Here is a 26,154-nt window from a genome sequence, read left to right as displayed (position 1 = left end):
GGTTATCTATATTTATAAGACTAGCTTAATGAATATTTAGGTTATTTAGATATAGCTGTAGCTATTCAGTTGTTGTTATATAACATGTAGTAAATAGTATGGTGCGGTCATCATGGTGATGCCGTTAGCATTGTGCATAAATTTGATAGTAGTTCGAAACCGAGCCAGATCGAACAGTAGGAGAGACGGCAGATTATGATGGAGCGATTGCGCGAAGGCGCTAACAGCATCTGGGTTAAGATTATTCTAAGCCTAATTATTTTATCTTTTGTATTTGCTGGTGTCGGCAGTTATCTGGCGAGTGGTAATGAGCAAGTTGCAGCAAAGATTAACGGTAAAGAGATTAGCCAACGTCAGTTTGAGCAAGTTTACCAAAATGAACGTAACCGTATGCAACAGCGTATGGGCGATTACTTTTCAACTTTGATGAGCGATCCTGCTTATGTGAAGCAATTCCGTCAAAGTGTATTAGATCGTATGGTCAATGATGAACTTATTCAACAGCGTGCAGATAAACTTGGTCTTAGTGTCAGTGATGCACAAGTTAAGCAAGAAATTCTAGCGATGCCTGCGTTTGCTGTTGATGGCGTATTTAATAACGAGCAATACAACATGGCATTACGTCGTGCTGGCTTTACACCTGATCAATTTGCAGAAACGATCCGTAAAGATATGTTACGTCAGCAGTTCTTATCAGCATTACAAGGCAGTGATTTTGTATTGAGTGATGAAGCTGATGAGTTGCGTAAACTCGAGTCACAACAACGTGTTGTTCGTACATTAACGCTAAACCTTGCTGACTTTACTAAGAAAGTAAAAGTGACAGAGCAAGAAGCGCAAGATTTTTACGATCAAAATCCGAACTTGTTCACTCGACCTGCTCAAATCAAAGTATCTTATATTGAACTATCAGGTAAAGGCTTAACTAAAGATATCAAGATCTCTGAGCAAGCTGCTGAAACGTACTACAAAGATAACCAAACTAAGTTCAGTACTGCAGAAGAGCGTGAAGTTAGCCATATTTTAGTGACTGGCGATACAGCTGCAGCAAAAGCCAAAGCAGAAGCGTTACTTTCGAAGCTACAAAATGGTGCTAATTTTGCTGAAGTTGCTAAGCAATCATCTGATGATACATTCAGTGCTAAAGATGGCGGTAAATTAGAATGGTTCACTAAAGGTACAATGGATCCTGCGTTTGAAAAAGAAGCATTTGCTCTTGCTAAACCGGGTGATATGTCTGGCCTTGTGAAGTCTTCATTTGGTTACCACATTATTTTACTTGATGGTATTAAACCTGGAAAAGTGAAGCCATTTGCTGATGTAAAAGCACAAATTGTTGCTGAATTACAACAACAGCAATCAGCTGACGAGTTCTATAAGCTAAAAAGTAAACTTGCAGAAGTTGCGTTTGAATCACCTGATTCATTAGATGCCGCTGCTGAAGCTGTGAAGGCAAAAATTGTTCACACAGATTACATCACACCAGCTGCAGAAAAAGGTGTGTTAGCTAATAAACAAGTTCAAGAGACACTACAAAGCCCTGAAGTACATGATGATGGTATGAACTCAGATGTAATTGAGTTAGGTCCTGAGCATGTGATTGTGGTACGTGTTGATGATGCTCGTGCTCAAGCTGTGTTGCCATTTAAAGATGTTGCAGCAAAAGTGAATGCGATGGTTGCAAGTCAAAAAGGTGAGCAACAAGCACAAGCTAAAGCAGATGAAATTATTGCTGATTTACAAAAAGGCAAAAATGACATCGTTGCTAAAGATGGCTTAAGCTTCTCTAGCGAACAAACGATTAATCGTTCTGGTCCAAATGCAAACATTTCAAATGTTGCATTTAGTCTACCTAAACCAACCGCTGGTAAAGCGACTTATGGTATGGCACGTGATAACAACGGTAATGTTGAAATCATTGCGCTGGATAAAGTTGTCAATATGAAGTTGGCTGGTGATAAAGTAAATAGTCAATTTGAACAGCAAATTGAGCAGATGTTTGCTCAAGAAGATCTTGCTGCAACATTAAAAACGTTGCGTGATTCAGCAAAGATTAGCTACCCAATGCAAGACTCATCGAAAGATTAATTGAAACTGTAATGTAAAAAGACGAGCTGTCTGTGCAGCTCGTCTTTTTTTTGCCTTTAAATCTTGTTGATCACTACCTATGTTGGTGTTTTGTTGCATATCATTTCTGCTCTTTCAACATACAAAGGAATGAAGATGACTATAAAATATCAGCTATTTAAAGCTATGGTTGTTGCTGGCACATTAGTATTAGCACCGTTAAGTTATGCTAATCCAGATCAACATAAAGGCTTGGATATTATTGTTAATATTAATGATGCAAATGCAGAACAGCTTGATAAATTATTGGTAGGGATAGGACCAGATAAAGCCGAAAATATTATTCAATATCGTATTAAGTATGGAAAATTTGCTGCTGCTGATGAGCTTGCAAAAGTGAAGGGTATTGGTATGTCAACGGTTGATAAAAACCGTAACCGAATTAAGTTGTAGGTTATCAGTAAAGCGATGTTAACGATGACGACAGATGTGAAACTGTCGTCACTTTTATTATTTTTGTATCGGTATGAGGCTATTTTTCGGTATGAAAAACGCCATAATAACCCCTGAAATAGCACCAATTAAGTGGGCTTGTGTTGCTACTTGTACACCAATCAATTCTGCTGAACTGGCAGAGCCACCAAAGCATTGCTCCGAGGTTATTTTTATGATTAAACCGAGCAGTAATAACCATCCGCCTTTGGTTTTGGTTTGAATGTCTCGTACTGCGCCCCAAGCAAATAATCCGTGTAATACACCTGAAAATCCGGCATACCAGCTAATCTGAGTCGCAAATAGCCCTAGCCCGATAATAGAGCTCAGCGCGAGAATTAATAGATTATAACGATGAGCTGTAAAATGAGCTCGAAAAATAAAGCTAATAATAACAAATGCACTTGCATTCATAGCAAGGTGAATCCAATTGGTATGGGTAATATTTCCTGTTAGGATCCGCCATATCTCGCCATTAAGTATAGCTTGGCGATCCCATACTAACAGTGGTTGTAGTAGTGGGATTTGAGCAATAATTCCTATAATTAATGCGATAATAATGTAATTGCGAATAGACAAGGCAACCTCAATGAGTCGGTATTGTGAATACTGTGGTAAGGCAAAAAAAGCCTGTATTTGCCACTGGATCGAAAACATCACAGCAACAACAGAAATTTGGATTTTACAGCATCCATCAGAAATTAAACGTGCAATAGGTACAGCAAGAATCTTATCACTTTCTCTACCAAATAGCCGACTTTGGGTGGGAGAAGATTTTTCTGAACATGATGAGCTTAACAGCTTACTCGAAGAGCCTGAACGAGATGTGTATGTTGTCTATCCTGGTGAGGGTTCTGTGCCGATATCCAGTGTTGCAGCGACAGTAAATAAGCAACGAATACAAACGGTTATTTTATTAGATGGTACGTGGAAAAAAGCCTATAAAATGTGGCAGCTAGCCACGAACTTACACCATTTACCGTTAGTGAATTTAGATAATGCTGACAATGGTAATTATCGCATTCGTAAATCGCCTAAAGATCAGGGTGTATCAACTGTAGAGGCGGGGTATTTAGCCTTGTCTGCATTTGAAGCTGATACTGATAAATTTACGCCTTTGCTAACTACCTTTAATCACATGATAGATTTTCAGATAAAGCAAATGCCGCAAGGGGTGTTTGAGAAGAATTATTTGTGAGTAAATAGGCAAGAGCAGGGACGAGGTTTCGAGTGGCGAGGAAGAGCAGAAGCTATTTCTCTGGATAAAGATCACTTATCAAAAACCACAATAAGACTATAATTTCAAAATCTTATGCAAAAGTTAACTGGAAATTTTCTCTGATAACTTATTAATAATAAGTCTACATTGAAATTAGTTGGCTTTTCTAAAGGGAACGCAAAATACTGAGCCGCTTATTTCTGCTCTTTTAAGTTTTGTCTTAGCCTCTATATACACAAATTTTGATCTGCGCACTTAATCAGCGTTAAACGTGAAAATCTGTTAGGTTTTCGTGTGTTTCAAAAAGCCTGTTTCATTAAACTTTATCGTTAGTAAACAGGGCCGTGTTTTTCGCCATTTATGGCAGTCGTTATACTCACAAAGTTAAAAATCAAATCCGTATTATCTCCGTACAAATTGCATTTTCGTTGTTTAAATCCTATACTCAGATTAATTACGGAATTACTCCGTACAATTGGAGGTTTTATGGCTACTGCAAGACTTGATATTCGTTTGGATGAAGAAATCAAAGCTAAGGCTGAGAAAGCATCAGCTTTACTTGGTTTAAAAAGCTTGACTGAATATGTTGTTCGTTTAATGGATGAAGATTCTACTCAGGTAATTTCTAAACATGAAAGCATTACTGTCGAAGCAAATGTATTTGATCAATTCATGGCAGCTTGTGAAGAGGCTAAAGCTCCGAATCAAGCATTACTTGAAGCTGCTGCATTTACTAAAAGTGGTGATTTTAAGTGAGTTATTCCAAAACTTTCAAAGAATTGGATAAATCACAGCACGATAGAACATCATTTGACTGTGGGGAAAAAGAGTTAAATGATTTTATCCAAACTCAAGCTGCTAAACATATGCAAGCAGGTATTAGCCGTACAATGGTTTTGCCTGCTTCAGTGCCATTACCAAATCAAAAATATCCAATTTGTTCATTTTATAGTATTGCGCCAAGTTCAATTAACCGTGATACGTTACCACAAGCGATGGCTAAAAAATTACCGCGTTATCCAGTTCCTGTTTTCCTTTTAGCTCAACTTGCTGTTCATAAAGAATTTCATGGAAGTGGGCTAGGTAAAGTTAGCTTAATCAAAGCTCTTGAATATCTTTGGGAAATTAACTCTCACATGAGAGCCTATGCCATAGTTGTTGATTGTTTAACTGAACAAGCTGAGTCATTCTACGTAAAATATGGGTTCGAGGTTCTTTGTGAAATTAATGGACGTGTAAGAATGTTCATTCCGATGAAAACAGTTGGTCAGTTATTTACTTAGATATATTAATTGTGGGTTTGTTTTGCTGGCATCTAGACTGATAACCGTTGTAATTTGGTTGCACCGATAAGAGCTAGCGTTGAACTGACAAGTTTTAAACCCCACCGACATCATCCACAAAAGACGAGGTTTCGAGTTACGAGGAAGAGCAGGGGCTAGTGACGAGAATTTTGGACACACACTCTCTTTTTGGTACTTGACTATGAGTTAAGGGTATTGAGAATACCGACCCTCGACCCTCGACCCTCGACCCTCGACCCTCGACCCTCGACCCTCGACCCTCGACCCTCGACCCTCGACCCTCGACCCTCGACCCTCGACCCTCTATACCCCGTGCCCTTCGTTACCTATTTCTAGCGTAATCGATGGTTGAAATAAGGTGTTGTATAGCCGCTGTGAAAAGCCATCGGTCATACTTGAAATATAATCAGCAATGATTCGCATTTCATTGTCACCTTTGTCGACTGCATGTTGCCAATGTTTACGCGTAGGTTCTGGTAATAATCGCTCAGGATCCGATGCAAATGCATCAAATAACTCCATGATTAATTGTTGGCCTTTATATTCTAATAACTGAAACTCTGGCTTTTTAACCACATAATCACTAACAAATTGTTTGAGTATGTTAAGGGTATTTTCCATCGCTGGTGAGAGATAAGCATTCCATTTTAATAGTGGCTCTTCAAAACTGTTGATGCCATCTTGTAGCGTTGGTGCAATTTCAATTGAGGTCAGTAAGGCATTAACTAGCGCACCAATAGCATCTTTACGTTGGTGATGGCTGGCAAACATATGGTCACTGATCTCACCAATACGTTGTTCTAACCACGGATCACCACACTCAGCGATTTTAGATGCCACCGCTTCTTGCCATTGTTCACGGTTAACAATCCCCATCACAATTGCATCTTCTAGATCATGGACACCGTAAGCAATATCATCAGCCAGTTCCATAATTGAACAATCAAGTGATTTAAACCGGGTTTTATGATGCTGTTGCGGTTGATGGCTATGGCTACGCATTTGCTGAAACAACTGGCGATCATAGTGTGATAGTGGCGCTAATACCCAATCAAATACAGTTTGGTCATCATCGTAAATGCCTTTCGCTGGATGCCACAGCTTGGCTTTTAGATGACGAAAGTTGATCACGTCATCTGGCCGCTCTGAGGCCGTCGTTTGACTCAGTAAGGCGGGGTATTTGAGCAGTCCTAACAAAGTACGTCGTGAAAGGTTCATACCGTAATGTTCTGTGTAAGGTTCTAACAGGGTGACTATACGGAATGTTTGCGCATTACCCTCAAAACCACCGTGATTACGCATCATGTAATTTAATGCAACTTCACCACCATGGCCAAACGGAGGATGACCAATATCGTGCGCTAAGCAGATACTTTCCATTAAGCTGGTTGAGGATAGCAACGAATGAAATTGAGGCTGTTTTAATTTTAATTGTGCCACAATTCCAGTGCCTATTTGTGAGGCTTCAAGGGAGTGAGTTAAACGAGTACGATAAAAATCATGGTTACCAGCGCCATGGACTTGGGTTTTTGCTTGTAAGCGTCGAAAGGCTGCTGAGTGTAGAATACGGGCACGATCACGCTGATAAGCTGAACGGTGATCATTGCGGCGCATTTTCTGCTCATCGCTGTGCCGCTGTTGCCAACAAGGGTCAATAATAAAAGCAGTCATTAGCTGATCTCATCTAACGTTAAATTAAAACTATCAGCAAAAGTGACTAAAAAATAGTCCATTTCTGGTGTTCTACGTGCTGCTAAGGTTTCTTCTAGACGTTTTTTGGCTTTAGTAAATTCATGATTACCTGCACTTAATTCCTCTAGGCATTTTAGATAAGCGCATAAGGTATCAGCCTGTTTGACGATCGCTGCATGCTCTGGATCAAGCTTGTGGCTATCAAGTAGCGGCGCATAATCATCATGAAATTCTTCAGGTAGCATCGACAGTAACTTTTGCTCGGCAGCAAGTTCGATCTTTTTATATTCTTCAGCAATGGTGGGGTTGAAGTATTTTATTGGGGTTGGCATATCGCCTGTGATCACTTCACTGACATCATGAAACATGCCTAATAACGCGATCCGTTCAGGATTAACATTACCGTCAAACTTGCGATTTTTGATTAATGCCAGTGCATGGGCAACAAACGCAACTTGCAAGCTGTGCTCTGAGATGTTTTCTGTCTCAACGCAGCGCATTAATGGCCAACGCTGAATTAACCGCATCCGTGCTAGGTGAGCAAAAAAATGGCTTTTTTCCATGGGAGTGTTCCCTCATAGCGAAATACTGATAGGTTGAGTATACCAAGTGTATGGATATGATAGGGCAATTACTTGGTTTTCTATTACAGCTGATAAATAAAAGCCTCGAAGATTCGAGGCTAATGTTATGTTGTTAGCAAATGGTCGTTATTGGCGATAGCTATGCAGGAAGCGCTCAAGGCGAGTCATTGCTTGTTCTAGGTCATCAACACGCGGTAACGTTACAATACGGAAGTGATCTGGTTGTTTCCAGTTAAAGCCTGTTCCATGAACCACGAGTACTTTTTCTTGTAATAAGAAGTCCATTGCAAAACGCTGATCATCAACAATATTGAATTTTTTCTGATCTAATTTAGGGAATAAATATAACGCTCCCTTGGGTTTCACACATGAAATCCCTGGAATTTGCGTCAATAAATCATAGGCTTTATCGCGTTGTTCTAGTAAACGCCCGCCAGGTAAAATTAACTCATTGATACTTTGATAACCACCGAGTGCGGTTTGAATAGCATGTTGCATTGGCACGTTAGCACACAAACGCATTGAAGATAGCATCTCTAGGCCTTCAATGTAGCCTTTGGCTTTATACTTTGCGCCTGATAACACCATCCAACCAGCACGGAAACCACACACGCGGTATGATTTTGATAAGCCATTGAAAGTAATGCAAAATACATCTGGCGCTAGCGGTGCAATCGAGGTGTGTTTCGCACCATCATAGAGAATTTTATCGTAGATTTCATCGGCAAAAATGATCAAGTTATGTTGACGAGCGATTTCAACGACTTCAAGTAAAAATTCACGACTGTAAACTGCACCCGTTGGGTTATTAGGGTTGATCAGTACGATGCCACGCGTATGCGGCCCAATTTTTTTCTTAATATCGTCTAGATCTGGGTACCAATCTGATTGCTCATCACAGGTATAATGCACCGCAGTTCCACCTGAAAGTGATACCGCTGCAGTCCATAATGGATAGTCAGGTGATGGCACTAAGATTTCGTCTTTATGATTAAGCAATGCTTGCATCGCCATCACAATTAACTCAGACACGCCATTACCAATAAACACATCTTCAACATCGATGTCCAATAAGCCACATTTTTGGTAATGCTGGACTACGGCTTTACGTGCTGAGTAAATGCCTTTTGAATCACAGTAACCTTGCGATGTTGGCAAGTTACGAATTACATCAACCAGAATTTCATCAGGGGCATCAAACCCAAACGGGGCTGGGTTGCCAATATTAAGTTTAAGTATTTTTTGGCCTTCTTCTTCCATGCGCTTGGCATGCTTTAGAACGGGACCACGTATGTCATAACAAACATTATTGAGCTTGGATGACATCCCGAAATTTTGCATATAATACTTTCCTGATGATAATTTTTGGTATCCCCACAAATTACACTATAAAACTGGTTTAAAGGAACACCTTTCAGCACAAAATTTGGAAAAATAGTTTTTTGTGTTATATCGAACCCATTGCGACTGCGGTATTAACTATAATCACAGTTAAGGTTCAGCTATTTGTGCTGGAATATAGCCAAAAGGAATGATGTTACTTCATTAGTCAGATGCTATTGAGTGAGGTAGAATATACCTATCATTCTTCTTTGCTGATAATCAATGATTTGCCTCTCAATAGGTAAGCGTTGAAATAATGACTATTCTTAGCAAAGAATCGAGTATGTCCATGATTGGCATATTTTATCTTTCAGCCAGGGATGAGCCGTATTGGTGATATTTAGCTGAGCGAGGTTATCTTGACTGCGTTACAACAAGCCGTTGAATTATTGGTTGCTAAAATTAAGCAAGCATCAATAACAACACAACGATTACGAGTAAAACTAGAATTACCAGCAAACACTGATTTAATTGATTGGATGGATGCACAACCGTTATTTCCTAAATTTTATTGGCAGTCTCGTGATTGCCGTGAAGAAGTGGTGGCGTTAGGGCAGATCAAAACGTTTACTGATCCATTAACCGCAGAAAAGGTCATTAGTAATGATCAACGCGTATGGGGTGGACGTTCTTTTGATGGCCATACTGATCGTAATCGTCGTTGCCTATCATCTTTTTTCTTTTTGCCATTACTTGAAATCATTCGCTTTGATGGTGAATGGCATCTTGCCGCAAACATGAGTGATGATAAGCCACGCATGTTAGCGATGCTGAATAAAATCGCCACTAACCCAGAAGTGGTCGCTGATATTAACAGTCGAATTTTAAGTCGTAGCTATAGTCCAGATTTTGCGGGTTGGTCAACCATGATTGATCAAGCGCTAGCGAGCATTGCTAATGATGAATTTGAAAAAGTAGTATTAGCTCGACGAACAACATTACAACTTGATCATCCAGTACTACCAGCCCAATTGCTAAAAGCAAGTCGCGCCAGTAACAGTAACAGCTTTCATTTTTTGATGGCCTTAGATGCTGAGCATTGCTTTATCGGTTCAACACCGGAACGGCTATTTCAACGCCATGATCGAGTGCTACAAACTGAAGCATTGGCGGGTACGATTGGTCGTGGCGTTGATGCTCAAGAAGATCAACAATTAGCGCAGTGGTTATTGGCAGATACCAAAAACCGCTATGAAAACCGTTTAGTGGTAGATGACATTGTTGAACGCTTAGTGCCGCAATGTGAATCAATGAATGTTGCCCCTGTGCCTGAATTGGTTCAGTTACGTAAAGTGCAGCATTTAAAACGTAGTATTGATGGTCAACTTAACGATACCGTGTTTAGTGCTAACTTACTTGATAGTTTGCAGCCAACTGCGGCGATTGCTGGTTTACCTCGCGATGCAGCCTTAAATTTCATCTCTGAACACGAACCGTTTGCACGGGGTTGGTATAGTGGTGCTGTGGGTTATATTGGTCAAAAGCACAGTGAATTTTGTGTTGCGATCCGCAGTGCAATGATCAGTGGTGATGATTTGTATTTATTTGCTGGTGCTGGCATTGTGCCAGGATCTGTGGCTGACAGTGAATGGAAAGAGCTTGATCGTAAAACATCAACTTTATGCAGTTTGTTTGAACAGCCAAGTTCTGGTGAAGATAATATTATGGATAATATGGGATATAAAAGCGCATGATGCAGCCTTCATTAACAACAAGTCAGCCATACCGTGCGGCATTAAATGGTTGCTGGGCAAGTTTAATGTTGGAAGAGTTAGTCAGGCTTGGTGTACAAGATGTTTGTATTGCCCCTGGATCCCGTTCAACACCATTAACCTTGGCGGCAGCAAAATTACCTCAACTAACAATTCATACCCATTTTGATGAGCGTGGTTTAGGCTTTTTAGCGTTAGGGTTAGCCAAAGCATCGCAAGCTCCGGTTGCCGTGATTGTGACGTCAGGTACAGCGGTAGCCAATTTATTACCTGCTGTTGCCGAAACTGGCTTAACTGGCGAAAAATTAGTGTTATTAACCTCTGATCGTCCTGCTGAGTTGATCCAATGTGGTGCCAACCAAGCGATTCGTCAGCATGGCATTTTTTCAAATCATGTTAGCCACTTTTTAGATATTCCAAGCCCAAGTTTGGATATTGAACCCAATTGGTTATTGTGTGCGATTGATGATGTGATGCAACAACAGCAACTGCGCGGTGGTTCAGTCCACTTTAATTGTCATTATCCAGAGCCTTTATATGGCGATGATGTTGATTTTAGTGAGTATTTAAAACCTGTTGCACAGTGGCAGCAAGATCAACGTCCTTATTGTGATCACCAAGCGTTACTTGCCTCTACAACCGCCACGATTGATCATTCTCAGTGGCAATCATTGTGCGCTCAAAAAGGGGTGATTGTTGCTGGTCGAATGGCAGCAAATGAACTCAATATGGTGCGACAATTAGCCACAATGTTAGGATGGCCATTGCTGGTGGATCCTCAAGCGGGTGGCAGTAGTGCCTATGCCGGTTTTGATGGTTGGTTACAAAATACAGCTTGTCAGGACCATCTTCAGCAAGCACAAGTGTTATTGCAGTTTGGCGGTCGATTAGTTTCAAAACGTTTATTGCAGCTGATTGGTCAGCATGCATGGCAATCTTTTTTATTGATTGATCCGTTAGCGGGTCGATTAGATCCCAATAACCGTCGTAGTCAACGTATTCAAGCTAATATTGAAGCCTGGGCGCAAGCTGCGATTGATATGACTACAGAATCACCACATACACAATGGGCATTACCGTTAGCGACAGCGTCTGAGCACTATTTTGATATCGTTGCTGCCCACAGTACGCCGTTTTCTGAATTGGGTTTAGCCGCTAATGTCATGCAATGGATTGGCCCTCAAACTGAACTGTTTTTAGGTAATAGCATGATTGTACGCTTATTAGATATGTGCGCTCAATTACCGTTAACAGCAACATTTGCCAACCGTGGCGCATCAGGCATTGATGGTTTAATTGCCACTACTGCGGGGGTGCAACGCGCGCGAAAAGCACCGTTAGTGTGTTTGATTGGTGATACTTCGTTACTCTATGATCTCAATTCATTGGCATTATTAAAGCAACAGCAATACCCGATTGTTATTATTGTGACCAATAATGATGGTGGTGGTATTTTTGATATGCTGCCAGTGCCTGCTCAACAAAAAGATGATTTTTATCGCATGCCACATGGGTTTGAGTTTAGCCATGCAGCAGCGATGTTTGGTTTAAATTATTGTGCACCGACGTCATTAATGGCGGCTGAAATCGTGATTCGAGAAGGACAGCAGCATGTTGGAACAACTTTAGTTGAAATAAAAACCCCGGCAGGTGAAGCTGGGGAGATGCTGAAGGTGTTATTTAATGAGGTTAAGCATGCTACTTTATTCTGAAACCTTTGGCGTTAAAACGCAGGCCTCTCAACCAACATTGGTTTTTCTGCATGGTCTATTAGGTAATGGGCGTGATTGGCGTTATGTCATTGGCCAGCTTGCGACAACCTACCAATGTATTACCATTGATTTACCTGGTCATGGTCTAAGTGCGTTTGTTAATACAGATATGACGACAGAAGCGATTGATGGTGGTTTTGAGGCTGTTCATCAAGCATTGACAACAACATTGGTCCAGCGTGGCGTTAAAGATTACGTACTGGTTGGTTATTCAATGGGCGCTCGATTGGCAATGTATCATGCGTGTGCATTAGCTACTCACTCCATATCATCACCAGACTCACCACGATTAATCAAAGTGTTACTTGAAGGTGGACATTTCGGTTTGGCGGTTGCTGACCGTGAACCGCGTTACTTACATGATCAGCGTTGGGCGGCACGATTTGCCCAACAGCCATTAGTTGATGTATTGCACGATTGGTATCAACAACCTGTTTTTGCTTCACTGACCGTCGAGCAGCGACAAGCATTGGTTGTTGAACGAAGTGATAATTTAGGCTCTGGTATTGCACAAATGATGTTAGCAACCTCATTGGCTAAACAACCGCAGTTATTAGCTCAATTACAACAGCTTGCTATTCCTATTCATTATCTTTGTGGCGAGCGAGATGATAAGTTTTGTCAATTAGCGTCGACGTCTGGCTTAGAAGTCACGATGATAGAAAACGCAGGTCATAATATTCATATTGAACAACCTACTACTTTTACAACGGCATTATTAAACTTTATAGATTAATAATACTGTGATGTAACAAATAGCGACTCTGTTTTTGGCTAGAGTGTTTGGTTAATACGTCTCTGGCATTATATAAAGGAAATGCAATGCGTAGTGCGAAGTTATTTCGATACCAACTTCCAATGGATTCTGGAGTTATCTTACGTGATCAACGTTTGATTACACGTGAAGGTTGGGTGATTGAATTATGCCAAGATCAACAACTGGCTTATGGTGAAATTGCACCATTACCTGAATTTAGCCTTGAGACAGCAACTGAGGCTGGCGAGCAAGCACAACAGATACTCTCACAATGGGTAGCTGGTGAAGCGCTTGATCTTGATGCTGTTTTTCCATCGGTTGCGTTTGGTATCAGTTGTGCAATCGCAGAGTTAGCGGCAGAGCTTCCCGAGGCTGGAAATTATTTAGCAGCGCCGTTATGCTCTGGCGATCCCGACGATTTAGTGGTGCGCTTAAATCAGATGCCGGGTGATAAGGTGGCGAAGATAAAAGTCGGCATGTATGAAGCAGTACGCGATGGTATTGTGGCAAATATGTTGCTTGAAGCTATTCCTGACATGCAATTACGCCTTGATGCTAATCGCCAATGGACGCCACTAAAAGCGCAACAATTTGCAAAATATGTTAAACCGGAACATCGTAGTGGTATTGCCTTTTTAGAAGAGCCTTGTCGTTTACCCAGTGACAGTTTAGCGTTTGCACAACAAACTGGTATCAATATTGCTTGGGATGAAACTGTACGTGATGCTGGGTTTGAAATAAAAGCAGAACCCGGTGTTGCCGCGATTATCATTAAGCCAACCTTAATTGGTTCACTTGCACGTTGTATAGCATTGATTGAGCAAGCACATGCAGCAGGGCTTACCGCAGTAATTAGTTCAAGCATTGAATCAAGTTTAGGTTTAAATCAGCTTGCGCGGTTAGCGCAATGGCAAACCCCGAATGTGATCCCAGGGTTAGACACAATGCAATTATTCCAAGTGCAATTAATCCAGTCATGGCCTGATTGTGAATTACCGGTGATCCCTTTATCTGAATTAGACATGGTATGGCACAAATAAAACCAGCATTTCAAATGTGGCCTTGGCAATATTGGGCCGAGCACCGACCAGCAGAGGTTGCGGTAGCATTAGGTGATGCTAACGCTGATGCTGTGACGTGGAATTGGATTGAAGTTACCGCTAATATTGAAAAATATGCTCAGCGACTCGTTGCTCAGGGGGTAAAACGCGATCAATTGGTTGCCGTAGTTGCACCTAATAGTATTGATGTATTATGGCTATTGTTAGCCATTATTCGCGTTGGAGCACGGTATGTAGGGCTTAATCCTAAATTGCCTCTTAACGCATTAACCGAACAGTTAACCGCGCTCAATAATGATTATATTTGGTGCGATAATAGTGAACTCGCCGCAGAGCTTGCGGGTGAAACTCTTTCGTTAATGCCAGAAGTTACCTCTGAGCGTTTGATCCCTGTGATGTGGCAAGAGCATCGTCCAGTGAGTTTAACCTTAACGTCTGGCTCTACAGGTTTACCTAAAGCGGTGGTGCATAATGCGCAATCACACCTAGCAAGTGCACGTGGACTATTAAAGCAAATGACATTTACTGCTGACGACAGTTGGTTATTGTCATTACCTTTGTTCCATATTTCTGGGTTGGCGATTGTGTGGCGGTGGTTATACCGTGGTGCAAGCATTGTTGTGGTAGCTCCAGAGTTACAACAGCAAGCCTTACAATGGGTAACTCATGCGTCATTAGTGCCGACACAATTGCAGCGTTTCCTTAACTCTGACTATGTACAGCAGCATAAGTTAAAACAAGTACTACTCGGTGGTGCTACCATTCCCGTGAGTTTAACCACAGCGGCCCAGCAAGCGGGCATTGAATGTTGGAGTGGTTATGGGATGACAGAAATGGCATCTACCATTACTGCAAAACGCGCCAATAGCAGTGCAGGTGTCGGCACGGTGTTACCACATCGAGAATTGATTTTACGTGACGGTGAAATTTACGTACGCGGCAACGTGCTATGTTTAGGTTATTACCGTAATAAAACCATCTTTTCGTTATTAGGTTGTGATGATGACGATGATTGGTTTGCTACTAAAGATCTTGGTGAGTGGCATGATGACGAGCTATTTATTCGTGGGCGAGCTGATAATATGTTTATTTCTGGTGGCGAGAATGTGCAGCCAGAAGACATTGAACAGGTCTTATTGCAACATCCTGCGGTGAATCAAGTGATTGTATTACCGATGACCGATCAGGAGTTTGGTGCACGACCAGTGGCAATACTGACTACGTCTGAGACATTAGATAACTATTTGATGGATAAGTTAGCGAGCTATATGTCACAACATGTCGCGCCATATAAACGGCCGATTCGCTACATAACCTTGCCTGAAAAGTTTACTCAAAATGTAAAAATTTCACGGGCAGATTTAGCGCAGTGGTTAGCTACTCAAGAGTAGAGTAATCATGAGAGTTGACTTAAAGGCGAAGCATCATAGCTTCGCCTTTTTTATTGTAGTTACATACCAAACACTAGCGTTTATCACCACGCAACGCGATAACTTGTTGGCGTAATAATTGGCTATTAGTTGCTGCTGATGGTACACACCCGCCAGCAACGATGGTGACTTTTGACCAAAAACGCTTTGGCCATTTAAGTAACGCACGTCCGCCTTCACGGCTAAAATAGCTGCCCCATAAACCTTGTAAAGCAACAGGGATCACTTGTACTGTAGAGCGTTTAATAATTAAATCAATACCGCGCATAAAAGGGGCAATTTCACCATCTTGCGTTAAGTGACCTTCGGGGAATACACATACAATATCGCCATTTTCTAAATAGGTGGCAACTTGAGCAAAAGCCGTACGTACTGATTTACGATCATTGGCATCAACAGGTATAGCTTTGCAGGCACGACAGAAAGTATTGACTATAGGCAGGTTATAAATGTCTTTATCCATTAAAAAACGAATCGGGCGAGGACATGCACCTGCTAATAATAGCGCATCCATATAACTGACATGGTTACAGACTAATAATGTGCCACCTTGTTGTGGCAGGTTATTAAGATTATGGTGACGGACGCGATACATGGTATGAGTAACAACCCACACTACAAAACGCCAGAAAAAATCTGGAGCTTGAAAATAGATATACAGCAATACAAGACTATTTAACCCTGCCAGTAATAAGAAAAACTGTGGAATAGAAAGTTGTAGTAAAGATAAGCACACAATCGCAGCTATCGCGCTGATAACCATAAACACCGCATTCCAAATGTTATTAGCTGCAATTATTTGAGCGCGCTGATCTTCTTTGGCACGTTGCTGCATTAAAGTATATAACGGCACAATAAAAATACCGCCCGCAACACCAAGTAATAATAACGAGATAAAAATTGGCCATAATGATGGCTGACTAATAAAGGCAATAATGCCATCAGTGGCAGGGATCACGCTAGGTGTCATTGCGTATAGGCCAAACCCAAAGAAACTGATCCCAAAACAACCGATAGGCACAATCCCCGGGTCAACTCGATGCTGTGAAAGGCGATCACATAACATTGATCCTACGGCAATACCAATCGAAAACAAGGTTAATAAAAAAGACACTGACGATGCTTGGCCACCTAAATTGGTGCGTGCAAAGTTAGGGAATTGGGTCAGGTAGCATGCGCCTAAAAACCAAAACCAGCTAATGCCAATAATACATTGGAAAATGATTTTATCTTGTTGAGCGATTTTCATGGTATGACGCGTTTGTTGCCATGGACGCCATTGAAATTTCACATGCTGCTGGCTCGGTGGTGCAGCAGGGATTGCAAGTGAGGTTAGGTAACCTAAAATAGCAAAAATAATGACACTAATTGCGGCAATATAGCGACCATTGTCACTGTTAGCGATAACGCCTGCGATAATAGTACCTAATAAAATAGCAAGGAATGTACCAGTTTCAACCAGCGCATTACCTGACACTAACTCACTTTTTTTGAGGTGTTGTGGTAAAAGAGCATATTTTGCAGGGCCAAAGAAAGCCGATTGTGTTCCCATTAAAAACAATAAGAACAGTAAAGTTAGGTAACTTTGGTAAATAAACGCCACGGCCGCGCAGCACATGATAATGACTTCCGCCAATTTAACGATGCGCATGATTTTGGCTTTATCATAAATGTCAGCAAGAATACCTGCTGAGGCTGAAAACAGAAAAAAGGGCAGAATAAATAATCCCGCCGCTAAATTGATCAATAAATCAGCGCTAAGTGGTAGCGTGTGTGCCGAGGCATAGGCAATGAAAATAAGTAGAATATTTTTATAAACATTGTCGTTAAATGCCCCTAAGGCCTGAGTAAGAAAGTAAGGTAAAAACCGGCGTTTAGTTAGCAGGTTTGATTGTGGCTTAGGGGACATTACATGATTCTCGTTAAATTATTTGTGCCATGAGTTTAAATAAGTATCTAATAAATTATTGATCAATGCCTTACCATCAACAGGGCTTGAGGTGAACAATTTATCATCAACAGTTAATAGCGTAATACCATGCACACCGGCCCAAATAACACGGCTGGCTTCAAGTACTTGCTTATCACTCATGTCACTATTAATTTGGCCGATCAGTGCTTCTAGCATGCCTGTCATATTATCAATACGATCAGTTTGCCACTCAGGAAGATCTTCACCGTTCATTGTATGTTGGAAAATTAACTGCCAACGATAAGGATGCGCTGTGGCAAAATCAAGGTAGCAAAAAGCAAGATTACGTAGGGCTTGTTGCGAAGATGTTGAATCACGAACACACAATTCAGCTTGTTGGAATAATTCGTCAAGTGTTTGAGCTACGGCATGAAGGAGTAATAAGTTATAGTTACCGAACACATTGACCAATGTACTTGGTACATAGCCAATCATCGCCGCGACTTTACGTAAACTAAGTTCATGATGTGGATGTTCATCAAGAAAATTTTTCACTTGCTCAAGGGTCATATTTACCAATTCTTCGCGGGTGTGGTCATTTCTTCTTGCCATGGAATTATACTCTTTAAATATGTTTGCAATTGTTATAATTAGCTTAGCGATAAGCGGTTTTTTTAATTATTGTTAATTATTATCATCCATGAATCGTTATGCGGAATATAAGTAAGTTTGGCATTAACGAAGATATTGTGGCATTGATATCAGCCACAATATAAATTCCAATTAAATATTATGCATTTCGTTTTTTGGTGTTCTCTAATGAGACTTGATCATTGAGTGTCCAGAAGTCGATCAGGATACCGATGAGAAAGAAACCAAAGGTACATAAGTAAAGAATACCGGAGATCCATTTACCCATATACATACGATGAACACCAAACACGCCAAGGAAGGTTAGTAATAGCCATGCAATGTTGTAATCGATTTCACCGCTAGCGAAGCGCAAATCTGATTCACGGTTCATTGATGGGATCAAAAATAAGTCGATTAACCAGCCAATACCCAGTAATCCTAATGTTAAAAACCAAATTGTACCGGTCACAGGCTTACCGTAATAAAAGCGGTGTGCGCCAGTAAAACCAAAAATCCATAAAAGATAACCCACAAATTTACTGTGTGTATTGTTGTCTTGCATAGATGTCTCCATTGAGAAAATAATAATAATCAAAGAAAACGCGGTCTTTTAACGAATATTTTGCACTTTCACTGATGTTATAAAAAACAGTATATAATAATAAACGTTTACTGCGGATAATATATGAAAGGATATTGTAATTTTCACCTTTTAGGTTGTATTAGTTGAATTTATTGCACATAAGTATGCATATTAAATATATTTATGTTTAATTATATAGCAGTTCACAACTGTTAATGTATTTATTATTAGGATTAGATGTCTGATTATTCGGATTTTAAAGGGCACATATTTGACAATAGCAATAATGTTAAACGTTAGTAACAATTTTGATGGGTGATTAAATTGACATTCTGTAGCGAATAGCTACGATGCTTAGAGTTAATGACAAAGGTATATCTATTATCATGAAACGCTTTTTTACCGTATTTGCTCTTATTGTGGCAGTGTCATTTACTGCACCACATGCAGAAGCAAAAAAATTCGGTGGTGGTAAGTCGTTTGGTAAAAGCTTTAAGACTGCGCCGGTTCGTAAGCAGCAACCACAACAGACTGATACTATCCGTAAACAAAATCCAACTGCTGCATCATCAGCGAAAAAAGGCCTAATGGGTGGTTTGTTAGGTGGCCTTCTTGCTGGTGGCTTGTTAGCTGCTTTCTTTGGTGGTGCATTTGATGGTATCCAATTTATGGATATTCTGATCATTGGTATCATTGCCTTTGTATTGTTTAAGTTATTTAAAGCAATGCGTGCTAATAAAGGTACGCCAATGGGGCACCGTGAGTCATATGCAGGTAATTCCCCTCGTCAGTCTCAACAACAGCAGCGTCAGCAACAACAGTTTCGTCAAGGTGCAGCACAACAATCGCAATCATCTGGTTTTGAATCAACAGATAGTGAAGTGCCGTTTAACTTGCCGCCAAACTTTAATATGAATGCATTTTTAAATGGTTCTCGTGATCATTACCGTGTTATTCAAGGTGCGTGGAACCATAACGAATTAGAAAAAATTCGTGAATATGTGTCGCCAGCACTCATGGCTGATTTAACCGCAGAGCGTGAAAAACTGTCAGGTGAGCAACATACAGAAGTGATGTATGTTGATGCTGAACTTGTACGTGCAGATTATGACGCTAATATGGCGCAACTAAGTATCAAGTTTAGTGGCCGTTATAAAGATAGCGCAGAAGGCGTAGAAGAAGATATTAACGATGTATGGCACTTAGAGCGTGACTTACGCAAGCCTAATGCGCCATGGTTAATTGTTGGTATTCAAGCATAATAGCGATTAATCGCCGTCAAAAAAGCCGCTAATAGCAAAAGTTTCATAGTATATGAACTCTTTTCTAAGCGGCTTTTTTATATCCCTCAATGTGTCAGGTTGTTTTTTGTACAGTTATGAAATTGAGTGACTTGTATATATTCGATTTTTTGACCTAAGTCTCATATTGATAGAGAAAAATCTTCAGATATTGATCCCTGCACCTAGTTTTATTACCAACAAACGCTAATATTAATAATAGATTATTTATCCCGCTGGGATTTTCCATATATAGAGGTGACTATGCCGTACACTCCCGATATCGTTGATGAAATGAATCTACTGGTAAAATTCCCTATGCATAGCAATATGGAAGGCATTAAGGTTCATAGCGATGCAAGTCCTGCTGTTATCTCTGCAGCACAACGTTTGTATGCGAAAGGATTAGTGACCGAAGAGGATGGAGGATATCTGACATATTCTGGCCATCAAGTTGTTGAAAATGCGAAAACCGCATTACGTATTCTTACTGGCGTAACCAAAGAATAGAACCACTAATCAATAAATGAACAGCGATAATGATTATGTTATTTGCTCAAGTTCAGTAATAATTGTTAAGGCTTGCTCGTTGGTATTACCACAAATATCAGAGCAAGCTTTAAAATTATGACATACCGCAGGACGTTCAGGTTTACCAAATAATTTGCACAGATTATTTTCATTAAGCTGAATGCAACGAATACCCGCGGGTTTACCATTTAGCATACCTGGAATCGATGACGATATACTTGGTGCAATACAACACGCGCCACACCCTAGACGACATTCCATCATATTTTTCTCTTTCTGCTTTGCAAATCGGCTGCGCAAATTACCATTGTTACTCTTAAAAGCCAAATAACTTATTGCTTTTGTTTGCGCTGACGATGTGCCCCTCATAGTGCTATTTTTACTTTTAAATGATAATAACTCTTATTATTGTCGTTATTAACGATTAATAGGTATTTTTAATTTGCAGTTTACCGTATAGATCGCTATAAAAACCGACTGCTATATTTATTAATAAGCTCATTCATTATTGTGGCGTATTGAGCGACACAAATAACAATACTGGTGTAAGTATCATGACCCATTTTTGGCAACAGAAAGACTTAACGACAATGACAGATCAAGAGTGGGAATCACTGTGTGATGGCTGTGGTAAATGTTGTCTGCATAAGTTAATTGATGATGATACCGATGATATCTATTACACCAATGTCGCTTGTAGTTTGCTTGATAACCAAACATGCTCATGCAAAGACTATATGAATCGATTTGAGTCAGGTGAAGAGTGCCTTAAGCTAACACGTGAGCGTATTGACGAGTTTGTATGGTTGCCTGAAACTTGTGCTTATCGTTTGCTGGCAGAGGGCAAGCCGTTACCTGAGTGGCATCCTTTGATCACTGGTTCTAAAGCAGCGATGCACAAAGCCGATGAATCTGTACGTGATAAAATTGTGTATGAGATTGATGTTATCGATTGGGAGGACCACATTCAAAACTTACCTGAATGGGCTAAAAACCGATAAATAACTTTTAAAGTTGAGAATAGTTTTTAGTGAGTTATATATAACGTTTGATTCATGATGGCTCAAAACAAATCTAGAGTGCCGCCACTAATGCCATATTGTGCAACAGTGGCGGCATTTTTTTGATCGCGACAACGAAAACACACACAGATAACTTTTAAAGTTGAAAACTAGATATATACTGTTTTTATATACAGTATATAGAGGTGTGTATGCCAGAAAGCGAAAAAAATCAGAAAGAGGTCATACGAGCAGAGATAGAAATTTCGACTGTCCCTAACTTCGTTTACGAAAAACCATTGGTCTTTATTGATGATAATGGTGAACCTCAGCTTACATACCGTGCCAATGGTAATAAGATCCCCATCAAGAAACTTCCCTTACTCTATATCGCTGGGTATGACGACAAAGACAATCTAATCAGCTACCAACCATTAGATATGGTCAATGAGTTCTTATTGTCGAAAGCAATCGATGATGGTGTGCTTGAGCTTGGAACAGATGCACAGGGGCTTGCTCATTACTTCAGCTTTGTATTGGACAAACAGGCCGAGTGGGATGCTGAATACGATGAAGAGGACTTTGACCCTCTTTATGATGATCCCCGTCCAGAATGGAGTGCTTTTCCTCGCAATAAGCAGGAGCGGTTAACTTACCAATATAGGGATGGAATAAAGCAGCTCGCTATTGAGGGTGTATTGGCTAAATCTACGGCTAAGCAATATATGAGCAGTGTCGTTGGTTTCTATAAACACTGTCTTCGCCAAGGTATCCGCTTTAATAACCCTCCCTTTCAGTTTGAGACAGTTAACATCCATTTCGCGGCGTCTGCATCAAGTATGAAAGCTTACCAACGTAAGCAGGTACATACGACGGATATGCGGATCAAGTTTTCTAAATCATCTCGTAGTGGCGGCACAAGCCTCAGCAACCTTCGCCGTGACCTAAAACCGTTTACTAATAATGAATGGGAGATTCTGCAAAATATATTAATGAAGTCTCGCAGAGTGGTTCGTCATGGTGACAATAACAAATTGCACTCACTGCCAATTGAGTTTTGTCTGCACCCAATGATTTGCCGCAATACTGGATTGCGGCGAGAGGAAGCCGCTAGTCTTCATTTGGGTCAAATAGTTAATCCAGAAACAATGATTAAGGGCGGCAAAGAGGTTTTTAAAAAGCCCGTGATGGATTTGGGTGTCGGTGATAAATACCATTCACTAACTAAGACTGCCGAGGGCTGTGCAGAGAAGAATAAAAGCCGCGTTACCATAATCCCTGCCACATTAATGAAGATGCTCTACGATTACTCACAGTCTGACAGGTATAAAAAGCGCCTTGAGAAATTCAAAAGTTGGTGCAAAGAGCAGACTGAGGCAGGTAATACGCATCTCTTTGAGGGTGACGATGCTGTTAACCCTGAACTGGAGTATTTGTTTATTACCCAGTCAGGGAAACCTATGTTTACACGACCACAAGACTTTACAGGTCGTTGGGTTGAGATACGCAACACTGCAAACCTAACTCAAGGTATTGACCATCCTATTGTCGGTTCTATACATAATTTACGCTCAACGTTTGCCGTTAATATATTTCGTCATCTTTTAAATAAAAAAGATGAGTATGGAAATCCCTCAATCACACCTGATGATGCATTAGATAGGGTGTCTGCGTTGCTTGGTCATGAAGATCGAACGACGACCATGGAATACCTGAAAATTGCACAGGATTTGCCCTCTGCTGATGAAATCTACGAAGACGTACTTGATTATATTGGTGCTTTTGATGATTTAGAGGCTGCATTATGATTCAAGGACGTAAGCGTACCAAAATTGCGATTAATAAGCCGAGTGCACCTGTTATCCCACTTCGTTTCGAAGATATGGTTTTAGATAGTGGGAACGGAAATAAATCTTACACCCACCGTCTACGTTATCGTAATGTCCCGACACTAAATCAAATAAAATCAGGCAATGAAGTGTTGGCAAATCGGGATGATATCGTTAGGGACATTCACCAAAGGCTAAATCAGTTACCTGAAAACAGTTCAAAGCAGAATTATTTTTCTGGGCTTGTTGATTATTTCCGATACATTGACAGCATTGGTTATCACGGTGGCCTTTTCAGTAATGCAGTCATGATTGATTGCATTAAGCACTTCAATAAATTGCACAATAAAGGAGAGCAGGTATCGAAAGCTTCCTTGGTTAAAGGTGCCTTATCTGTTTTATTAAGGCAATGGAGCAGGGAGCCTGACCTTAAGGTTCTGCCTGAAGTTGTTGCGCGTCCTCTTGCTAAGAATAAAGCGTTTCATGTGGAAACAGAATTAAAGCCATTATCTAAGGTATTGGTTAAGAGCGCGTTGGCCTTTCAGGAGGCGATTGAGAAAAACAAGTTGCTAGATATTCATCCGTTCTTTGATGAAGAGCTGTTTGATGAACAAGCAATGCAGCATGGCTGGACCCCACGTCAAATTGGCCATAAGAAATATGGCTTAAAGAAGTGCATGAAACCTCAACCTTGGACAATAAAGAGTAGCCTACTTTCATTTGATCGCCTGCATCGGCAGGTTTTCTATAATCAGGCATCACGCAATTGGTTTTTCGTATTTTCAATGTTGACAGGCATGAATACATCGGTGCTTGCTAATGTGCGCTACAAGGACGTTTCATTTAAAAGTATTGGCAGTGGGCGGTTTGTTTTTGAGGGTGAAAAGTTTAGGGCTGGCTATAAAAGTTTGGATAATAGCACTGGCTTTAGCCAGCGAACTAAAGGGTTGATTACCCTATGGCTAAAAACCTCTAAAACGATGTACCAATCACTGGGTATTCCGTTGTCAAATGAGCTGCCGCTTTGTCCTTACTTTAGTTCCAGCGGTGAGGTCTGGTCATTCAATACCCACGGCACACATATTGGCAGCATCAATTCACAGCTTGAGAAGATAACAGGGCTAAAGGTTACGACAAGCCGATTCAGGGCGACTAAATCCGATGTACTGATGCGAGTGACTGAAGATATCTTCCTTGTATCACAGGGGTTGAATAATACAGTGAATGTTGTCGCCAAACGCTACTCTAGCGGCGTTCAGGCAGACCATGATAATAATCTAAATGCCACATTTAGCGCGTTGAGTGCTGCTGCCAAGGGCGAGAAGGTTGGTAAAGCCATCGAGAATGCAAAGGCGATGTGCAGCGATATTTTATCAGATTATGATTATAAGAATTTGCGTAACCGTGAAAGCAAAGGACAACCATTGATGACAACACCCAGTGGCATCAAATGCGCTGGGGCAACACCAGATAAGCTCGTTGCTGAGGCGAGGCGCATGAAGCAGTTAGGTATTGATTTTTCAAAAGATACTGGTCGTTGCACGGATTTTCTTGCTTGCTTTGATTGTGACAGCCATAAGTTGGTCGCGTCAGAAAATGATATCTGGTTGATGCTGTCATTTTTAGAACAAATTGAAGACCTCAAAGAGATGGTGGCTAGTAATTCCGCACCTAAAGATGAGTATTTCATGGTGGAGGGGATGTTAAAAAAAGTTCTTGTCAGGCTCAAACAAAAAGCACCTAAAAACTACGCGTCAGCAAGGCAAAAAGTGGATAACGGAGATTACCACCCACTATACCAAGACCGAGCCAGCGCAAACCAATTCTTTAAGGGGTAATTATGTCTGAAGTACTTATACAGCTTCGCCAAGAACTTACTGAAAATCCCTATGTGACGTTTGACTCTGACGGGAAAGGTAAGTCACGTGTCTTTGATTTAGAATGGGATTTTCATGCCCTAAACCAGAAAAAAACAAAAATTCATTTTGAGTATATTGAAGAAAAGTACCGTCAGGATATTCAATCTTATCTTTATGCGACGATGCAATGGCAGAAGGAGAACTCAAGCGATGGTTCACATGCATCTGTTGCCTCGTTGATTAAATATAGATACAACTTAATGACACTCGCAACACGTTGGGGGCGGAGCGATTTTAGCTTACTTTCGAGCGAACGAGAATGGAAAAAATGCACCAAAACATTACACGGGTTTGGCAGTGAAGTTTCGTGTCGACACCTTGCCTCTACTATTAATTCGATGAATAAGGCTGACCTTTTAACGCGTTATGTACATAATCGAGAGTATATTAAGTGGGTTCAACCTGATGCTGGTGACGGTCAAGCAATCGCATTTCCTGAAGCTATCCACGTCAGTATTTTAAAAACGGTTGTTGAGTTTGTGGAAACCTATCACCCATATCGCCATCAGATTTCATCAGCGATGGAAAAGCTATACACCTATCAAGATGAAATGTTCAATGCCGAACTTAAAGCATTACGTGTGAGTGCCCTAACCGAGAGGCAAATGCGTACACTCAGCACAAGGATGTCTGGCATAACAAGCAAATGGCCTGAACGAAAAACCATCCCTAATTTCTCATTTCACCGCAGGGGGAGTTGGTTAGGCAGATTGCTCAGGATGTGTTTTATCTGTGTCGGTCTATTCTCCGCTGCCCGAAAGGAAGAACTGCTCTCCATGAATAAAGGTAGCTATGACGATTCGCTTGCTGCTGTGCCCAAGGTCTCAGGGTTTTCTACAAAAGGTAATAAGGGCGAAAAGATTTATACAACGTGGAATACTGCTCCTATCGCAAAATTAGCACTGGAGTTAGCTTTTGATGCCACGCAAGCCGCGAGAAAATATTCGTTAGAACGATTAGATGATGGTTATCAAAATGGGCAGTTAACCAAAG

Annotated in this window: 23 protein-coding genes and 1 pseudogene; 16 read left to right on the top strand and 8 right to left on the bottom strand. The window is 40.8% G+C overall.

Annotated elements, in window-relative coordinates; genetic code table 11:
- Positions 1–195 precede the first annotated feature (195 nt).
- Positions 196–2,088: a peptidylprolyl isomerase gene (ppiD, locus tag BTN98_RS08450; RefSeq protein ID WP_060997302.1), complete on the top strand. Its 1,893-nt coding sequence runs from the start codon at positions 196–198 to the stop codon at positions 2,086–2,088.
- A 135-nt stretch (positions 2,089–2,223) separates the two neighbouring features.
- The gene (locus BTN98_RS08445) at positions 2,224–2,520 is read left to right on the top strand and encodes a ComEA family DNA-binding protein (protein ID WP_087820931.1); all 297 of its coding nucleotides are present in this window, start codon (positions 2,224–2,226) and stop codon (positions 2,518–2,520) included.
- Positions 2,521–2,577: 57 nt separating this feature from the next.
- Here the strand turns inward: BTN98_RS08445 and rrtA are convergent, their stop codons facing one another.
- Positions 2,578–3,138, bottom strand: coding sequence for a rhombosortase (rrtA, locus tag BTN98_RS08440; RefSeq protein ID WP_065190099.1), 561 nt, complete (start codon positions 3,136–3,138; stop codon positions 2,578–2,580).
- Positions 3,139–3,148: 10 nt separating this feature from the next.
- On the opposite strand from rrtA, the gene BTN98_RS08435 reads away from it, so the two are divergent.
- The 3 genes from BTN98_RS08435 (at position 3,149) to BTN98_RS08425 (ending at position 5,061) form a co-directional block, all read left to right on the top strand.
- Positions 3,149–3,757 carry a tRNA-uridine aminocarboxypropyltransferase gene (locus BTN98_RS08435; RefSeq protein ID WP_060997301.1) on the top strand — a complete coding sequence of 203 codons (609 nt, stop codon included), beginning with the start codon at positions 3,149–3,151 and terminating at the stop codon, positions 3,755–3,757.
- A 507-nt stretch (positions 3,758–4,264) separates the two neighbouring features.
- The gene (locus BTN98_RS08430) at positions 4,265–4,534 is read left to right on the top strand and encodes a type II toxin-antitoxin system TacA family antitoxin (RefSeq protein ID WP_060997300.1); all 270 of its coding nucleotides are present in this window, start codon (positions 4,265–4,267) and stop codon (positions 4,532–4,534) included.
- Positions 4,531–5,061: a GNAT family N-acetyltransferase gene (locus tag BTN98_RS08425; protein ID WP_060997299.1), complete on the top strand. Its 531-nt coding sequence runs from the start codon at positions 4,531–4,533 to the stop codon at positions 5,059–5,061. Before BTN98_RS08430 ends, BTN98_RS08425 begins: the two co-directional genes overlap by 4 nt.
- 324 nt (positions 5,062–5,385) lie before the next feature.
- Here the strand turns inward: BTN98_RS08425 and BTN98_RS08420 are convergent, their stop codons facing one another.
- From BTN98_RS08420 to BTN98_RS08410, 3 genes are all read right to left on the bottom strand, one after another.
- Positions 5,386–6,753 (bottom strand): anti-phage deoxyguanosine triphosphatase, encoded by a 1,368-nt coding sequence (locus tag BTN98_RS08420; protein ID WP_060997298.1) that lies wholly within the window; start codon positions 6,751–6,753, stop codon positions 5,386–5,388.
- Positions 6,753–7,337, bottom strand: a complete 585-nt coding sequence (gene yfbR, locus BTN98_RS08415; RefSeq protein ID WP_060997297.1) for a 5'-deoxynucleotidase — start codon at positions 7,335–7,337, stop codon at positions 6,753–6,755. Before yfbR ends, BTN98_RS08420 begins: the two co-directional genes overlap by 1 nt.
- A gap of 147 nt (positions 7,338–7,484) precedes the next feature.
- The gene (locus BTN98_RS08410) at positions 7,485–8,699 is read right to left on the bottom strand and encodes a pyridoxal phosphate-dependent aminotransferase (RefSeq protein WP_060997296.1); all 1,215 of its coding nucleotides are present in this window, start codon (positions 8,697–8,699) and stop codon (positions 7,485–7,487) included.
- Between the two features lie 401 nt (positions 8,700–9,100).
- Between BTN98_RS08410 and BTN98_RS08405 the strand changes: the two genes are divergently transcribed.
- The 5 genes from BTN98_RS08405 to menE all read left to right on the top strand — a co-directional run bounded on the left by BTN98_RS08405 (position 9,101) and on the right by menE (position 15,434).
- On the top strand, positions 9,101–10,435 hold the full coding sequence (locus tag BTN98_RS08405) for an isochorismate synthase (RefSeq protein ID WP_060997295.1): 1,335 nt from the start codon (positions 9,101–9,103) through the stop codon (positions 10,433–10,435).
- Positions 10,432–12,165: a 2-succinyl-5-enolpyruvyl-6-hydroxy-3-cyclohexene-1-carboxylic-acid synthase gene (gene menD, locus BTN98_RS08400; protein WP_412779388.1), complete on the top strand. Its 1,734-nt coding sequence runs from the start codon at positions 10,432–10,434 to the stop codon at positions 12,163–12,165. Before BTN98_RS08405 ends, menD begins: the two co-directional genes overlap by 4 nt.
- Complete coding sequence (gene menH / locus BTN98_RS08395) at positions 12,149–12,961, top strand: 2-succinyl-6-hydroxy-2,4-cyclohexadiene-1-carboxylate synthase (protein WP_060997294.1); 813 nt, start codon at positions 12,149–12,151, stop codon at positions 12,959–12,961. Before menD ends, menH begins: the two co-directional genes overlap by 17 nt.
- 86 nt (positions 12,962–13,047) lie before the next feature.
- Complete coding sequence (gene menC / locus BTN98_RS08390; protein WP_060997293.1) at positions 13,048–14,022, top strand: o-succinylbenzoate synthase; 975 nt, start codon at positions 13,048–13,050, stop codon at positions 14,020–14,022.
- The gene (menE, locus tag BTN98_RS08385; RefSeq protein WP_060997292.1) at positions 14,010–15,434 is read left to right on the top strand and encodes an o-succinylbenzoate--CoA ligase; all 1,425 of its coding nucleotides are present in this window, start codon (positions 14,010–14,012) and stop codon (positions 15,432–15,434) included. Before menC ends, menE begins: the two co-directional genes overlap by 13 nt.
- A 73-nt stretch (positions 15,435–15,507) precedes the next feature.
- On the opposite strand, the gene BTN98_RS08380 is transcribed toward menE, so the two are convergent.
- From BTN98_RS08380 to BTN98_RS08370, 3 genes are all read right to left on the bottom strand, one after another.
- Positions 15,508–17,382: an MFS transporter gene (locus BTN98_RS08380; protein WP_060997291.1), complete on the bottom strand. Its 1,875-nt coding sequence runs from the start codon at positions 17,380–17,382 to the stop codon at positions 15,508–15,510.
- A gap of 18 nt (positions 17,383–17,400) precedes the next feature.
- Positions 17,401–17,997, bottom strand: coding sequence for a TetR/AcrR family transcriptional regulator (locus tag BTN98_RS08375; protein WP_060997290.1), 597 nt, complete (start codon positions 17,995–17,997; stop codon positions 17,401–17,403).
- Between the two features lie 178 nt (positions 17,998–18,175).
- Positions 18,176–18,580: an NINE protein gene (locus BTN98_RS08370; protein ID WP_060997289.1), complete on the bottom strand. Its 405-nt coding sequence runs from the start codon at positions 18,578–18,580 to the stop codon at positions 18,176–18,178.
- Between the two features lie 407 nt (positions 18,581–18,987).
- Between BTN98_RS08370 and BTN98_RS08365 the strand changes: the two genes are divergently transcribed.
- Positions 18,988–19,863 carry a Tim44 domain-containing protein gene (locus tag BTN98_RS08365; RefSeq protein WP_060997288.1) on the top strand — a complete coding sequence of 292 codons (876 nt, stop codon included), beginning with the start codon at positions 18,988–18,990 and terminating at the stop codon, positions 19,861–19,863.
- A gap of 282 nt (positions 19,864–20,145) precedes the next feature.
- Positions 20,146–20,391, top strand: coding sequence for a TIGR02647 family protein (locus BTN98_RS08360; RefSeq protein ID WP_060997287.1), 246 nt, complete (start codon positions 20,146–20,148; stop codon positions 20,389–20,391).
- Positions 20,392–20,424: 33 nt separating this feature from the next.
- Here BTN98_RS08360 and BTN98_RS08355 read toward each other — a convergent pair whose 3' ends face one another.
- A complete protein-coding gene (locus tag BTN98_RS08355) occupies positions 20,425–20,673 on the bottom strand; it encodes a YkgJ family cysteine cluster protein (protein WP_060997423.1) in 249 nt (82 codons plus the stop codon).
- 293 nt (positions 20,674–20,966) lie between these two features.
- Between BTN98_RS08355 and BTN98_RS08350 the strand changes: the two genes are divergently transcribed.
- From BTN98_RS08350 to BTN98_RS08335, 4 genes and pseudogenes are all read left to right on the top strand, one after another.
- Entirely contained in the window at positions 20,967–21,413 is a 447-nt protein-coding gene (locus tag BTN98_RS08350) for a YcgN family cysteine cluster protein (protein WP_060997286.1), read from the top strand.
- Between the two features lie 212 nt (positions 21,414–21,625).
- Positions 21,626–23,221: a tyrosine-type recombinase/integrase gene (locus BTN98_RS08345; protein WP_060997285.1), complete on the top strand. Its 1,596-nt coding sequence runs from the start codon at positions 21,626–21,628 to the stop codon at positions 23,219–23,221.
- Positions 23,218–25,080 carry a hypothetical protein gene (locus BTN98_RS08340; RefSeq protein WP_060997284.1) on the top strand — a complete coding sequence of 621 codons (1,863 nt, stop codon included), beginning with the start codon at positions 23,218–23,220 and terminating at the stop codon, positions 25,078–25,080. The genes BTN98_RS08345 and BTN98_RS08340 overlap by 4 nt, the downstream gene beginning before the upstream one ends.
- A gap of 2 nt (positions 25,081–25,082) precedes the next feature.
- Positions 25,083–26,154 (top strand): annotated as a pseudogene (locus BTN98_RS08335) (hypothetical protein); the annotation flags it as partial.

The sequence above is a fragment of the Photobacterium aquimaris genome (assembly GCF_002954455.1).
In the GTDB taxonomy this organism is placed as follows: Bacteria; Pseudomonadota; Gammaproteobacteria; order Enterobacterales; family Vibrionaceae; genus Photobacterium; species Photobacterium aquimaris.
This window is presented reverse-complemented; position numbering and strand designations above follow the sequence as displayed.